Annotated in this window: 14 protein-coding genes; 9 read left to right on the top strand and 5 right to left on the bottom strand. The window is 73.3% G+C overall.

The genetic code is table 11. From position 1 onward, the window contains the following. The first annotated feature begins 116 nt into the window (after positions 1-116). From FJK98_RS18690 to mnhG, 8 genes are all read left to right on the top strand, one after another. Positions 117-1,058, top strand: a complete 942-nt coding sequence (locus FJK98_RS18690) for an ion transporter (RefSeq protein WP_240762147.1) — start codon at positions 117-119, stop codon at positions 1,056-1,058. Positions 1,059-1,218: 160 nt separating this feature from the next. Continuing rightward, a complete protein-coding gene (locus FJK98_RS18685; protein WP_145920164.1) occupies positions 1,219-1,698 on the top strand; it encodes a potassium transporter TrkA in 480 nt (159 codons plus the stop codon). Positions 1,699-1,843: 145 nt separating this feature from the next. After that, on the top strand, positions 1,844-4,666 hold the full coding sequence (locus FJK98_RS18680; RefSeq protein ID WP_145920163.1) for a Na+/H+ antiporter subunit A: 2,823 nt from the start codon (positions 1,844-1,846) through the stop codon (positions 4,664-4,666). After that, entirely contained in the window at positions 4,663-5,160 is a 498-nt protein-coding gene (locus FJK98_RS18675) for a Na(+)/H(+) antiporter subunit C (RefSeq protein ID WP_145920162.1), read from the top strand. Before FJK98_RS18680 ends, FJK98_RS18675 begins: the two co-directional genes overlap by 4 nt. Continuing rightward, positions 5,157-6,737, top strand: a complete 1,581-nt coding sequence (locus FJK98_RS18670) for a Na+/H+ antiporter subunit D (protein WP_145920161.1) — start codon at positions 5,157-5,159, stop codon at positions 6,735-6,737. The genes FJK98_RS18675 and FJK98_RS18670 overlap by 4 nt, the downstream gene beginning before the upstream one ends. Beyond that, complete coding sequence (locus FJK98_RS18665) at positions 6,734-7,405, top strand: Na+/H+ antiporter subunit E (protein WP_145920160.1); 672 nt, start codon at positions 6,734-6,736, stop codon at positions 7,403-7,405. The genes FJK98_RS18670 and FJK98_RS18665 overlap by 4 nt, the downstream gene beginning before the upstream one ends. After that, positions 7,402-7,665, top strand: coding sequence for a monovalent cation/H+ antiporter complex subunit F (locus tag FJK98_RS18660; protein ID WP_088645903.1), 264 nt, complete (start codon positions 7,402-7,404; stop codon positions 7,663-7,665). The genes FJK98_RS18665 and FJK98_RS18660 overlap by 4 nt, the downstream gene beginning before the upstream one ends. After that, complete coding sequence (mnhG, locus tag FJK98_RS18655) at positions 7,662-8,027, top strand: monovalent cation/H(+) antiporter subunit G (protein WP_145920159.1); 366 nt, start codon at positions 7,662-7,664, stop codon at positions 8,025-8,027. The genes FJK98_RS18660 and mnhG overlap by 4 nt, the downstream gene beginning before the upstream one ends. 67 nt (positions 8,028-8,094) lie before the next feature. Here mnhG and FJK98_RS18650 read toward each other — a convergent pair whose 3' ends face one another. Continuing rightward, positions 8,095-8,475: a YccF domain-containing protein gene (locus tag FJK98_RS18650; protein ID WP_145920158.1), complete on the bottom strand. Its 381-nt coding sequence runs from the start codon at positions 8,473-8,475 to the stop codon at positions 8,095-8,097. 57 nt (positions 8,476-8,532) lie between these two features. Here FJK98_RS18650 and FJK98_RS18645 point away from each other — a divergent pair, with 57 nt between their 5' ends. After that, complete coding sequence (locus FJK98_RS18645; RefSeq protein ID WP_145920157.1) at positions 8,533-9,549, top strand: methyltransferase; 1,017 nt, start codon at positions 8,533-8,535, stop codon at positions 9,547-9,549. Positions 9,550-9,609: 60 nt separating this feature from the next. Here the strand turns inward: FJK98_RS18645 and FJK98_RS18640 are convergent, their stop codons facing one another. Genes FJK98_RS18640 through FJK98_RS18625 form a run of 4 tightly spaced genes read right to left on the bottom strand, consistent with a single transcriptional unit; the run spans position 9,610 to position 13,848 of the window. After that, a complete protein-coding gene (locus tag FJK98_RS18640) occupies positions 9,610-10,632 on the bottom strand; it encodes a methyltransferase (protein WP_145920156.1) in 1,023 nt (340 codons plus the stop codon). Beyond that, the gene (locus FJK98_RS18635; RefSeq protein WP_240762145.1) at positions 10,629-11,795 is read right to left on the bottom strand and encodes an aminotransferase class V-fold PLP-dependent enzyme; all 1,167 of its coding nucleotides are present in this window, start codon (positions 11,793-11,795) and stop codon (positions 10,629-10,631) included. The genes FJK98_RS18640 and FJK98_RS18635 overlap by 4 nt, the downstream gene beginning before the upstream one ends. Beyond that, positions 11,792-13,087, bottom strand: a complete 1,296-nt coding sequence (locus tag FJK98_RS18630) for a tryptophan 2,3-dioxygenase family protein (protein WP_145920155.1) — start codon at positions 13,085-13,087, stop codon at positions 11,792-11,794. Before FJK98_RS18630 ends, FJK98_RS18635 begins: the two co-directional genes overlap by 4 nt. 56 nt (positions 13,088-13,143) lie before the next feature. Further along, a complete protein-coding gene (locus FJK98_RS18625; protein ID WP_145920154.1) occupies positions 13,144-13,848 on the bottom strand; it encodes a tryptophan 2,3-dioxygenase family protein in 705 nt (234 codons plus the stop codon). Between the last annotated feature and the right edge of the window lie 360 nt (positions 13,849-14,208).

The raw sequence follows: 14,208 nt of genomic DNA, 5'->3' as shown, positions 1-14,208 counted from the left end.
GAGACGACGGGGTGCCGGGTATATCACCGACGGTGACCGTCCCGGGTGGCCGATAGGGTGTCGGGATGGCCGCCGCGATCCCGTACCTCCCCGGGGCCGGGTGACCGGTGCCGCCCGTGCCCGTTCCCACCCGACGGCGTGCCGCCGATCCGCCGCCCGCCCGCCCCGTCGGCCTCGCCCAGCGGTGTGCCCGGATCACCCGCTCGCGCCCGTTCGAGGCGGCGATCGTGGTGCTCATCATGGCCAACGCGGCGGTCCTCGGGGTCGAGACCTACCCGGATCTCGGTGCGGCCCGACCGGCCCTGCACTGGCTGGAGCTGAGCTTCCGGGCCGCCTTCGTCGCCGAGATCGCCGTCCGGGTGCTGGCGTACGGGCGTCGGCCGCAGGACTTCCTGCGGCACGGCTGGAACGTGTTCGACCTGGTGGTGATCGCGGCGATCTTTCTGCCCGGCCTGCACGGCGACTCGGCGTTGCTGCGGGTCGTCCGGGTGGCCCGGGTGCTGCGTCTGGTGCGTTTCTCGCCCGGTCTGCGCACCATCGTGGCCGCGCTGTGGCGCAGCCTGCCCGGTGTCGGCGGGTTCCTCGCGCTGGCCATGGTGACCCTCTACGTCTACGGCATGGCCGGCTGGCTGATCTTCGGCCGGGCCTACCCGGAGCAGTACGGCGACATCGGCCGGTCGCTGCTGACCCTGTTCGTGCTGCTGTCGCTGGAGACCCTGCCGGATCTGGTGGAGCAGGGGATGGCGCTGTCCCCGTGGACCCTCCTCTACTACGTCAGTTACGTGGTCATCACGGTCAACCTCCTGCTGAACATCCTGATCGCGGTCATCGTGAACTCGATGGAGGAGGCCCGCCGGCTGGAGATGACCGAGGGGCTGGCACCCGGCTACGACGCCGACGGCGACGGGGTGCCCGACGAGGTGGACCGGATCGCCCTGACCCAGCGCCTGGACGACCTGCGGGCGGTCATCGCGGAGTTGGAACGCGAGCTGCGCATCGACCGGGACGACCCGGCCGGCCGGCACCGGCCGGTCCGGGACCGCACCGACGCCCGCTGACGACCCCGCCCGACGCCGGCCGGCACTCCGCTGACGTCGGGACTTCCCACCTGATGGGACGGCGGCGGTGGGCGATCGGGGTCTGATCATGATAGGGATGAAGGGGCGCGCGGCCGTTACCGGCCGGACGCCCCTTCGATGATGGGCGAAGGAGGTCGGCATGCGGTTCGAACGTACGGTCATTCCCGGGGTCGGACTCTGCCAGCGCTTCGCCACCGCGCACGGCCAGTGGGCCAGCGTCATCTCCCACCCCACCGGGCGGCGCGACATCGTGATCTACCACCCCGAGGACAGCGACACCGCGCTCTGCACGCTGGTGCTCGAACAATCCGAGGCGCAGGCCGTCGCCGGGGTGCTCAACCAGGCGGTCACCGTCGACCACCTCGCCGAGCTGGAACGCCAGCTCCCCGGTGTCACGGTCGTGCGAATACCCGTCGCCGTGGACAGCATCGGCGACGGCAAACGCTGGCGGGACACCGCGTTGTCCGGCCGGCCGCTGTCACTGCTGGCGGTGGTCCGCGCCGGCCGGGTCGTGCCGACCCCCGGCGACGACTACGTCCTGCTCGCCGGCGACGAGGTCGTCGTCGCGGGCGGTGAGGCGGCCACCACGACCGCCGTGGACGTGCTCGCCGGCCACTGACCGGTACCACCACCGACCGACCAACCACTGGTGACGCCACCGCCGCGGTGGCCGCGCGACCCGGGGACGCCCGTCCCCGCGCCGCCGGTCCCGCACCGCCCGAACCGGGTGGGTGGCCGCCGACACTGATCTTCGAGGAGGGTATGTGCTGGTCCTGGTGGCGGTCCACGCACTGGCAGCCGTGGTCGCCCCGGGGCTGGTACGCCGCTTCGGACGCCGGGCGCTCTACGCCGTCGCGCTCGCCCCGGCCGCCACGCTGGTCTGGGCGCTGACCCGTACCGGCGTGGTGCGGTCCGGGGAACCGGTGGTGGAGACCTGGCCGTGGGTGCCCCGGATCGGTCTGGAACTCGCCCTGCGGATGGGCACCCTGTCCTGGCTGATGGTGGTGCTCGTCGGCGGGGTCGGCGCGCTGGTGCTGGCGTACAGCGCCCGGTACTTCCGCTCCGACGACCCCGGGCTGGGCCGATTCGCCGCGGTCTTCGTCGCCTTCGCCGGCTCCATGCTCGGCCTGGTCGTCTCCGACGACCTGCTGCTGCTCTACGTGTTCTGGGAACTCACCACCGTCTTCTCCTACCTGCTGATCGGCTACGACCCGGCGAAGCGGGCCAGCCGGCGGGCCGCCATGCAGGCGCTGCTGGTCACCACGCTGGGCGGGCTGGCCATGCTGGCCGGGTTCGTCATGCTCGGCCAGCACGCCGGCAGCTACCGCTGGTCGGTCGTCGCCACCGACCTGCCCGGCGGCGGCTACCTGGTCACCGCGCTGATGCTGATCCTGCTCGGCGCGCTCAGCAAGTCGGCCATCGTGCCGTTCAGCTTCTGGCTGCCCGGCGCGATGGCCGCCCCCACCCCGGTCAGCGCCTACCTGCACGCCGCCGCGATGGTCAAGGCCGGGGTGTTCCTGGTCGCCCTGCTCGGCCCGGCCGTCGCCGATGTCACCGCCTGGCGGGTGGTGCTGCTGTGCACCGGCCTGGCCACCCTCTTCCTCGGTGCCTGGGTGGCGTTGCGGCAGACCGACCTGAAGCTGCTGCTCGCCTACGGCACGGTCAGCCAGCTCGGCCTGCTGATGGTGATCCTCGGGGCCGGCAGCCGCGACGCCGCGCTGGCCGGCGCGGCCATGGTGCTGGCGCACGCCCTGTTCAAGGCCACCCTCTTCCTCGTCGTCGGGATCGTCGACCACACCACCGGCACCCGGGACCTGCGGGAACTCAGCGGCCTCGGCCGGCGCGCGCCGGTGCTGGCCGGGATCGCCGTGCTGGCCGCCGCGTCGATGGCCGGGCTGCCGCCGATGGCCGGCTTCGTCGCCAAGGAGGCCGCCTTCGAGGCGTTCCGGCACGGCGGTACGGCCGACCTGCTGGTGCTGGCCGGGGTGGTGACCGGGTCGGCGCTGACCGTGGCGTACACGCTGCGGTTCCTGTGGGGCGCGTTCGCCGGCAAGCCCGGTGTCACGCCGACCGAACCGCACCCGGCGGGCCGGACGTTCCTCGCCGCCCCGGCGCTGCTCGCCGTCGCCGGGCTGGCCGTCGGCGTCGCCGCCCCCGCCCTCGACGGGCTGCTCGCCCCGTACGCCGACGGGTTCTCCTCGGCCGGGCCCGGCTACCACCTGGCGCTGTGGCACGGCCTCACCCCCGCGCTGGGCCTGTCCGCCCTCGCGGTGACGGCCGGCGTCGGGCTGTTCCTGCTGCTGCACCGGGGCCGGCTGCGGCTGTCCCGGTGGACGCCGCTGGACGGCGCGGCCGGCTACGAACGGGTGGTCGCCGGGGTGGACCGGCTGGCGGTGGAGCTGACCGGCGCGACCCAGCGCGGATCGCTGCCGTTCTATCTCGGGATCATCCTGGTGGTGCTGGTCCTGCTGCCCGGCGGCGCGCTGCTCACCGGCGGGCCGTGGCCCCGGCAGTTCCGCGCCTGGGACACCCCGTTGCAGGCGGTCGTCGCCGCCCTGGTGATCGTCGCCGCCGTGATGGCCGCCCGCGCGCTGCGCCGGCTCACCGCGATGATCCTGGTCGGGGTCGCCGGCTACGGCACCGCGCTGATGTTCGTCCTGCACGGCGCACCGGACCTGGCGCTGACCCAGTTCCTGGTGGAGACCGTCACCATCGTCATGTTCGTGCTGGTGCTGCGCCGGCTGCCGGTGAAGTTCTCGGCCCGGCCGATCCGGCGCAGCCGGCGCGGCCGGATCGCGATCGGGGTCGCCGTCGGCGCGGTCGTGTCCGGGATGGCCTGGGTCGCGGCGAGCGGCCGGCTGGCCACCCCGGTCTCCGAGCGGTTCCCCGACGAGGCGGTCTCCTACGGCGGCGGCAAGAACGTGGTCAACGTGACCCTGGTCGACATCCGCGCCTGGGACACCATGGGCGAGATCGCGGTGCTGGTGGTGGCCGCCACCGGGGTCGCCAGCCTGATCTTCCGCCGCTCCCGGGACCTGGACCGGCGCAGCGCCGTCCCCGGCCCCCGACCGGCGACCACCGGCGGGCCACGCTGGCTGACCGCCGGCTTCGAGGCGCACCGGCACTCGGTGATCCTCCAGGTGGTCACCCGGCTGCTGTTCCACGCCATCGTGCTCTTCTCGGTCTACCTGCTCTTCTCCGGCCACAACGCCCCCGGTGGCGGGTTCGCCGCCGGGCTGGTCGCCGGCCTGGCCCTGGCCGTGCGCTACCTGGCCGGCGGACGCCGGGAACTCAACGCCGCCGCGCCGGTCGACGCCGGTGCGGTGCTCGGCGCGGGGCTCTTCCTCGCCGTCGGCACCGGGGTGGTGGCGATGCCGCTGGGTGGGGAGTTCCTGCAGAGCGCGGTGCTCGACCTGCACCTGCCCCTGCTCGGCAAGGTCCACTTCGTTTCGTCGGTCTTCTTCGACGTCGGCGTCTACCTGATCGTGGTGGGCCTGGTGCTGGACATCCTGCGCAGCCTCGGCGCCGAGATGGACCGCCAGCAGGAGGACGCCCGCGACGACGTACGGGACAAGGAGCTGGTGTGACCCCCAACCTCACCTACATCGTGGTGGTCGGCGTGCTCTTCGCCGCCGGGGTGACCCTGCTGCTGGAACGCAGCCTCACCCGGGTGCTGATGGGTGTCATCCTGCTCGGCAACGGCGCCAACCTGCTGCTGCTCACCGGTGGCCGGGCCGGTGGCCCGCCGATCGTCGGCACCACCGACGCCGCCGAGATGAGCGACCCGCTGCCCCAGGCGATGGTGCTCACCGCCATCGTCATCACCCTCGGCATGACCGCGTTCCTGCTGGCGCTGTCGTACCGCAGCTGGCACCTCAACGGCCACGACGAGGTGCAGGACGACGTGGAGGACCGCCGGATCATGGACCTGGCCGACCGGGACGAGGGGCCGGGCACCGACGACGCCGACCAGCCCGACTCCGACGACCAGCTCGACCCGGACGGCCGGCCCGATCCCGACAGCAGACGGCCCTCGGCGGCCTCGGTGGCGGCGGCCGGCGAGCGGGGGAGGGACGCGTGAACTACCTCGTCCCGCTGCCGGTGGTGATGCCACTGCTCGGCGCGGCCCTGACCCTGCTGCTGGCCAGCCGGCCCCGCGCCCAGCGCTGGGTCAGCCTCACCGTGCTCACCGCGACCGTCGCGGTGGCCGCCACCCTGCTGGTCCGCTCCTCGCTCGACGGGCCGCTCGTCGTCGAGGTCGGCGGCTGGGTCGCGCCGCTGGGCATCGTGCTCGTCGCCGACCAGCTCGCCGCGCTGATGCTGGTGGTCTCCGCCGCCGTCACCCTCTGCGTGCTGGTGTACTCCATCGGGCAGGGCATGGCCGACGGGCACGAGGAGACCCCGCTGTCGGTCTACCACCCCACCTACCTGGTGCTGACCGCCGGGGTGTGCAACGCCTTCCTCTCCGGTGACCTGTTCAACCTCTACGTCGGCTTCGAGATCCTGCTGGTCGCCAGCTACGTGCTGCTCACCCTGGGCAGCACCGAGACCCGCATCCGCGCCGGCACCACGTACGTCGTGGTCAGCCTGCTCTCGTCGCTGATCTTCCTGGTCGCGATCGGGCTGGTCTACTCGGCCACCGGCACCCTCAACCTGGCGCAGCTGGTCGACCGGCTCGACGCGCTCCCCGACGACCTGCGGCTGGTGCTCCAGGGGATGCTGCTGCTGGCCTTCGGCATCAAGGCGGCGGTCTTCCCGCTGTCGGCGTGGCTGCCCGACAGCTACCCCACCGCGCCCGCGCCGGTCACCGCCGTCTTCGCCGGCCTGCTCACCAAGGTCGGCGTGTACGCCATCATCCGCACCGAGACGCTGCTGTTCCCCGGCGGCCGGACCGCCGACCTGCTGCTGGTGGTGGCGGCGTTGACCATGCTCGTCGGCATCCTCGGCGCGGTCGCCCAGTCCGACATCAAACGACTGCTGTCGTTCACCCTGATCAGCCACATCGGCTACATGCTGTTCGGGGTGGGCCTCAGCTCGTCGCTCGGGCTGGCCGCCGCGATCTTCTACGTGGTGCACCACATCACCATCCAGACCACCCTGTTCCTCGCCGCCGGGCTGGTCGAACGCCGGGGCGGCAGCACCGCGCTGGACCGCCTCGGCGGGTTGGCCCGACTGTCGCCGCTGCTCGCCGTGCTGTTCTTCGTGCCCGCGCTGAACCTGGCCGGCATCCCACCGTTCTCCGGCTTCCTCGGCAAGCTCGGCCTGGTCCAGGCCGGGGTCGACGACGGCGGCGCGATGGCCTGGGTGCTGGTCGCCGGCGGGTTGCTGACCAGCCTGCTCACCCTCTACGCCATCGCCCGGGTGTGGAACCTGGCGTTCTGGCGTCGCCCGCACCCGGAGATGCCCGAACCGCAGGACAGCGTGCACACCGTCCGCACCGACGGGGTGGAACAGCCCTACCAGGGGCCGGACCGCGACGCCCACCCGGGCGCGATGCTGCCCCGCCTGATGATCGCGCCGACGGTCGCCCTGGTGGTGCTCGGGCTGGCGTTGACCGTGGTCGCCGGGCCGCTGTTCGACCTCAGCTCCGACGCCGCCGACGACCTGCTGCGGCGCACCCCGTACGTCGAGGCCGTCTACCCCGGGGGGACCCCGTGAGCCACGATCCGCCGCCGCAGCGGTCCACGGACCCGCCGCCCGGCGCGCTGCCGTCGCAGCGCGCCGGGGAGCCGCCGCCGCCGGAGCATCCCGAGGACCGGCCGCTGACCCGGGCGGCCCGCCGCCGCAACCAGGCCGTCGCGATGATCGTCCTGGTCACCGTATGGGTGCTGCTCTGGGGGACGCTGAGCTGGGCAAACGTGCTCGGTGGGCTGGTCGTGGGGCTGGTGGTGCTGACCGTCTTCCCGCTGCCCCCGGTGACCTTCGCCGGGCGGGTGCACCCGGTGCCGCTGCTGCGGTTCGCCCTGCGCTTCCTGCGGGACCTGGTGGTGGCCAGCGTGCAGATCGCGGCCCTGGCGCTGCGGTTCGGGCACCCCCCGCTGGGCGCGATCATCGCGGTGCCGCTGCGGATCCGCTCCGACCTCAACCTGACCCTGACCGCCGAGGCGCTGTCCCTGGTGCCCGGCAGCCTCATCGTCGAGGTCGACCGGGACGCCGGCGTCCTCTACGTCCACGTGCTCGGGGTACGCGACCGCGCCGAGGTCGAACGCTTCCGCACCGGCGTGCTGGAGCTGGAGGCCCGGCTGATCGCGGCGATCGGCTCGGCGCAGGAGCAACGCCTGATCCGGGAGCACACACCGTCCGCGCTGGAAGGGAGTTCGAGATGACCGCTGTCGCCGTGATCGTCACCGTGCTGCTGGCGGTGGCCGGCGCGCTCACCCTCACCCGGATCGTCCGGGGGCCGTCGGTGCTCGACCGGGCGGTCGCCACCGACGTGCTGCTGGCCATCGTGGTGGCCGCCGTGGCAACCGAGGCCGCCTACAGCCGGGACGCGACCGCGCTGCCGATCCTCGTGGTCCTGGCCATCCTCGGCTTCGTCGGCTCGGTCAGCGTCGCCCGCTTCGCCACCCGCCGGGACGACAGGTGAGCGTCGACGCGGTGCTGGACGTGGTGGCCGCGGCCTGCCTGCTGGGCGGCGCGCTGCTCAGCCTGGCCGCCGGGGTCGCCCTGGTCCGCTTCCCCGACCTGCTGTCGAGGATGCACGCCGCGGCCAAGCCGCAGGTCCTCGGCCTGCTGCTGGTGCTGCTCGGCTGCGCGCTGCGGCTGCGGACCGGGGTGGACGTCACCACGCTGGTGCTGGTCGGGGCGTTCCAGTTGGCCACCGCGCCGGTCGCCGCGCACATGATCGGCCGGGCCGGCTACCCGCACGACCGCATCCGCACCGACCTGCTGGTCACCGACGAACTCGCCGCCCACCTCGACCGGCTGCACGCCGACCGACGGCCCTGACCCGGCGGCTCTGACCCCGACCGGCCGGCGGTCCCGTGGCCTCGGCCGCCGGGGAGGGCCCGGCCGGTCAGGGCGCCTCGACGACCTCCCGGCCGAGCGGCCAGAACGCCGCCGGGACGAGCTTGAAGTTGGCGATGCCGAACGGGATGCCGATGATCGTGACGCAGAGCGCGATCCCGGCGAGCAGGTGGGACAGCGCCAGCCACCAGCCGGCCAGCAGCACCCACAGCACGTTCGCCAGCCCGGACGGCACGCCGGCCCCGGGCTTGGCGACCAGGGTACGGCCGAACGGCCACAGCGAGTACGACGCCAGCCGCAGCGACGCCACCCCGAACGGGATGGTGATGATGAGGACGAAGCAGACCACCGCCGCGACGAAGTAGCCGAGCGCCAGCACGATTCCGCCACCGAGGATGAGCCACAACACGTTCAGGATGAAGCGAATCATTACTCCATAGTGACCGGCGCGTGCCACCGCGTCACCGTTCCATGATCTTATGTTCCCATGATCACTCCCACTCCTCTCATGCATCTCGTCGCCGGCGTCTGGGGCTTCAAGACCCTCGCCGTCGGGGTCGAGTTCGGCCTGTTCACCCGGCTGGCCGGCGGGCGGGCCGTCACCGTGGCCGAGGCCGCCGCCGAGTTCGGGCTCGACGAACGCCCCGCCGACCTGCTGCTCTCGGCCAGCGCGTCGCTGGGGCTGCTGGAGAAGGCCGGCGACGGCTACCGCAACTCGGCGCTGGCCGAGCAGTTCCTGGTCGAGGGGCGGCCCTACTACTTCGGGGCCCAGGTGCGCTACTCCGACCTGCGCACCTACCTGCCCTGGCACCGGGTGGGCGAGGCGCTGCGCGGCAACCGGCCGCTGACCTGGGACCCGCAGCAGCAGGATTCCCTGTTCGACACCACCGACCCGGAGCTGGTGGCCCAGTTCTGGGACGCCATGTTCGCCACCTCCCGGTTCACCGCCCGTGCGCTGGCCGACGCGTACGACTTCGGCGCGCACCGCCGGCTGCTCGACGTCGGCGGGGGCGCGGGGGCGTTCCCGATCGAGTTCTGCCTGCGGCTGCCGGAGCTGCGGGCGACGATCCTGGACCTGCCGCACGTGTGCGTGCGGGCCGGGGAGCGGATCGCGGAGGCGGGCCTGACCGACCGGATCGGCACGGTCGCCGGTGACTTCCTCGCCGACCCGGCCCTGCCCGACGGGCACGACGTGATCCTGCTCAGCATGATCCTGCACGACTGGGACGAGCCGACCAACCGGGCGCTGCTGGCCCGCTGCCACGACGCGCTGCCGCCCGGCGGGGTGATCGTCGTCAGCGAGCTGCTGCTCAACGACGAGCGCACCGGCCCGCCGGAGGCCGCCCTGATGGGCATGAACATGCTCGTCGAGACCGAGGGCGGCAAGAACTACTCCGGCGCGGAGTACCGGCAGTGGTTGACCGACGCCGGCTTCGTCGACGTGCGTACGGTGCCGTTCGAGGCTCCCGGCGCGAACGGCGCGGTGCTGGCCCGCCGCCCCTGACCGGCCCGGCCGGGGCCGGTGGACGTCAGGCGTCCGCCGGCCCCGGTGCCAGCCGCCCGGTCACCCCGGCTTGTACGCGGTGACCAGCTCCCACCCGCCGGGCAGCACCGCCACCCGGGTGAACCCGACCTCGGCGAGCAGCCCGGTGTAGAACTCGACCTCCCGCAGCCGGCTGACGCAGCTGTCCACGCCGATCAGGAAGTAGCTCCAGAAGAACTGCACGGCCAGCCGGTCGGGGGTGCGGAACTCCTCGGCGATCAGCAGCAGCCCGCCCGGCTCCAGCGCCGCGTACGCCTGCTCGACCAGGCGGCGGGCGACGTCGTTGGGCCAGTCGTGCAGCACCCGGACGAACGCCATCGCGTCGTAGCCCTCCGGCAGCGGCCCGGCCAGGAAGTCGCCGCCGACGAAGCCCAGCCGGTCGGGGTGCCCCCGGTCGACCCGGGTGGCCGCCACCAGGGGCGCCACCGCCGGCAGGTTGAACACGTCGGCCCGCAGGTCGTCGGCGGTGTCGAGGATGTGCGCGGCGAGCGTGCCGTCGCCGCCGCCGACGTCGAGCAGGCGTCGCCGGTCCGACCAGAGCCGGTCGGCGTGCCGGCGCAACGTCTCGATCACCGGGCCGAGCCCGGCGGCCATGCTGCGTTCGAAGTCGGCGGTCTGCGCGTCGGTCTTGGGCGGCCAGGCGAAGTCGTCGTCGCTCATGCCGACCTCGCCGCGCAGGCTCTCGGCGAGCCGGCCGTGCAGCAGCCGCCACGGGTAGCGGTCCCGGTCCCGTTCGATCGCGTCCGGGCCGACCACCGCCAGCACGGCGTCGCGCAGCCCCGGCACCGCCCGGTAGCTGGCCCCGGCGATGTCGTCGTCGGGTTCGTGGCGGGTGACGCAGCCGAGGCTCTCCAGGCAGTCGAGGAACTTGTACAGCCGCAGCGGGCGCACCCCGAACCGGTCGGCCAGCGCGTCGAGGCGTACCGGGCCGGGCTCCAGCGCGTCGAGCAGGCCGAGGGCCAGCGCGGTCTCCAGCACGTCGACGGCCTTGGGGCCGTTGACGAGCAGGCTCATCAACGCCCGGGGGGACAGGGTGACGCTCACCGGCCCAGCTCCTCGCCCAACGCGTCCATGAACGCGTCGACCTCGTCGACGGTGTTGTAGACGTGCGGCCCGACCCGCAGCCAGCCCCGCCAGCTACAGATCATGTTCCGCGCGGCCAGCCGCCGCTTGACCTCCTCGCCGTCGGGGACGTCCAGGCAGACCACCCCGCCCCGGCGCTGCGGGTCGGTGGGGCTGACCACGGTGATGCCGGCCGCCGCCGCCCGGTCCAGGACCCGCTGGGTCAGCGCCAGCGAGTGGGCCCGGATCGCCGCGATCCCGACGCCCGCCAGCAGGTCCAGGCCGACCTGGGAGATCAGCGAGGTCAGCGGGTACGGCGTGCCGCCGGCGAAACGCTGCGCCCCCGCCGCCCATCCGGTCGACACCCGGAAGGTCAACGCCCGGTCGCCGGCCTGCCACCCGGTCGCCGCCGGTGTCAGGCGTTCCGCCAGGTCGGGACGGACGTAGAGGAAGGCGGTGCCGGCCCCGCACAGCCACTTGTGCGCGCCGCCGAGGACGATGTCGACGCCGAGCGCGGTCACGTCCAGCGGGACCGCGCCGACGGTCTGGAAGGCGTCCACCACCACCAGCGCCCCGACGTCGTGGGCGCGGGCGACCAGCCGCGCCAGGTCGATGGTGGCCCCGGAGGAGAAACTCGCGTGGGGTACGCAGACCAGCAGCGTCCGTTCGTCGACGCGGGCGGCGAGGGCGTCCTCGTCGAACCGGGGGCCGCCGGTGCCGACCACGTCGAGCCGTGCGCCGTAGCGGCCGAACGCGGTGCCGATGAACGGCACCGTCGGGTACTCCAGGTCGGTGGTGACGATCCGGTCGCGGGGCGGGCGGTAGTCGAAGCAGGACAGCACCCGGGCCAGCAGGGTGCTCAGGTTGGCGTCGGTGACCACGCTGCCCGGGGGCGCGCCGAGCAGTGCGGCGACGGAGTCGGCGTACCGGTCGAGGCCGACGTGCCAGCCCTGCCACACGTCGTCGCGCCAGTCGCGCAGGGTCGCCCAGTAGTCGGCGAGCACCCGCTCGACGCCCCGGGGCGTCGCGCCGGTGGAGTTGTTGTTCAGGTAGACGCAGGTTTCCAGCAGCGGGAACTCGGCGCGCAGGACGGCGTGCGCGGCGGCGTCCAGGCAACGCGCCGGGTGGGTTGCGGGTGCGCTCACTCGCAGCAGCCTCCGATCGGATCGGTCCGGGGTGGACGGTTCTCGGTGGACACGGTGGTGAAGACCGGGACGGCACGGACGGCCGCCAGGTAGGGGGTGCCCTCGGTGTAGCCGGTGCCGGAGCGGGCGCCGAGCATCCGGGTCGCCAACCGGTGGTGGGTGCGCCGCCAGGTCAGCACCGCCTCGGCGAAGGCCGCCATCTGCTGCCGTACCAGGTCGAGGTCGGCTCCCCGCAGCGACCCGGCGTGGACCGCCGCACGGTAGGCCCGGTCGATCGACGGCTGGCCGGCCCGCACCACCTCGCGTACCTCCGGCACCGACCGGTACGCGGTGGAGTCCAACCGCTCCGGCTCCGGCGTACGGCACAGCGACTCCATGATCTTGTACGAGCGGGACTGGATCGCGCTGGCCCCCTCGGTGTACTCGCGGAACGTCCGGAACGCCGCCGGTTGCATGGTGGCCAGCAGGGAGAACAGCGCCCCGGCGCCGCTGATCAGCTCCCGGGCGTACGCCAGCCGGCCGGCGGCGGGGCGGGGCCGGCCGGTGTCCAACGCGACGATCGTGCCCCGCAGCTCCTCGGCGACCCCGGCGAAGACGCACTCGTACGCCTGGAGGACCCGGATGAACAGGTACTCGTCGTGGGAGACGTAGACCGGCAGCATGCTCAACCCCAGGGCGCGTTCCCGGGCGGGATCGCGGCCGGTGACGGCGAGCCGGTGCAGCGCCACCGCCGCCGCGACCGGGTCCTGTTCGGTGACCGCCCCGGCCAGGCCGAGCCGGGTGAGGGCCGACGAGGCGGCGCGTACCCCGAGCCGGCACCGCTTCGCCACCAGCGCCGGCCCCGGCCGCTGCTCGGGGAGCAGGTCGATGGCGTCGGTCGAGGCGGCCAGCTCGAAGGCGAGGGCGTCGGCGACGAGGTCGACCAGGAGCCGGTCGCGTTCCCGTCGTCCGTCGCCCGGCCCCGGCCGGTCGACCTCCTCAGCCATCCGTCCGGCCGGTCCGCTCTCCGGGGCGTGGCCGGGCAGGGGGAGCAGGGGCAGGGCCAGGTAGCTGCGGTAGTCGTACCGGGCGTCCCACTTGTCGAGCGCCACGTCGAGGAAGGCGGACAACTCGCGGGCGGGGGTCGTCCGCGCGTTCACCCGGGCGCGCGCCTGGTCCAGCTGGACGAGGAGTTCCTTTTTGACGAAGTGTTTACCGACGCGATGAAATTCGGTGACCACTGCCTGGTAGGGAAATTGCTCGGGATCGGCCGTACCGGACGACCAGCTCGTCAGCTCACGCACGAACCGCACCTCGGAGGGGTATGTGTCAGGGGGAGCGCCGACGATTCTTCGAGTGGCGCGGCTCGTCATGCCTCTGCGGTGCCCGAATGCGCCGCCGCCGGGACGTCGGTGTCCGGCCGGGGCGGGCGCAGCTCGGGAAAGAACCGGTGCCCGAGGAGCTTGGCGAGCACGGTCGCCGCGCTGCCCGGGGTGCCGCCGGGGGCGTGCCCGCCGACCCGCAGAGCGACCTCGTAGTGGCGCGCCCGCCACCGGTGGACCTGCTCGTCCCAGGCGATCATCTCCTCGGCGAGTCGCCGGGTCGGGTCTGCCGGGGCCAGCGCGTCGAGCGTGCCGCCCCGGGTGGCGAGGTGATCGGCGAAGGCCCGGCCGAGCTGTCGGCTCACCGTAGCGGCCCGCCGCCAGCCGGGGGACTCGGCGCCGGAGCCGTTGCCCAGCGCGGGTTGCATCGTCTGGAAGTCGACCGGGGACAGGTGCCGGAACATCTCCAACTGGTCGGTGACCAGTCGCACCGCGAGCGTCGCGCGGGCCAGCAGCGCCGCCGCCCCGGCCGGGTCGGCGGCCCCGGTGCGCCCGACGGCGGCGGTCAGCTCGGCCTCGGCCAGCTTCAGCCACAGCTCGGCGGACTGGTGCACCACCTGGAAGAGCAGCTCGTCGCGGTGGAGCATCTCCTCCGGGCGGCGTTGCAGGGCGAGCAGCTCGTCGGTGCGCATGTAACGGGCGTAGTCCGTGGAGCCGTCGCCCGGCAGCACGGGTGACTGGTCACGTTTCACGACTGTCCCTTCTCCTGAACGCCGGCGCGCACGGGGACCGGCACTCGACGGCCGCAATTATCCAACGAAGAACAGCAATGTGTCACCCCCTGTTCCGCGAATAGTTCGCCCGGTGCGCCGAGCAAATAGCCGCCTTTACCGTACGAGCCTGTGGGCGTTAACAGAACGAATTACCCGAGTCAATACCGGTGCGTGCCTGACGTGTCACAGGCCGGCCGCCCCGGATGCGGTCGCCGACCCGCCGGTGGCCGGTGCGGTATTCCGGTCTCGCCGTTCCGGTGTCGCCGTCGGGGCGCGGCATCCCGGGCGGCGCATTGCTCCCGGTGGTCGTTTGCGTACTTTCCGAAGTTGTGGTGAGGT

The organism is Micromonospora sp. HM134, assembly GCF_007833915.1.
Classification (GTDB): Bacteria; Actinomycetota; Actinomycetes; order Mycobacteriales; family Micromonosporaceae; genus Micromonospora; species Micromonospora wenchangensis.
This window is presented reverse-complemented; position numbering and strand designations above follow the sequence as displayed.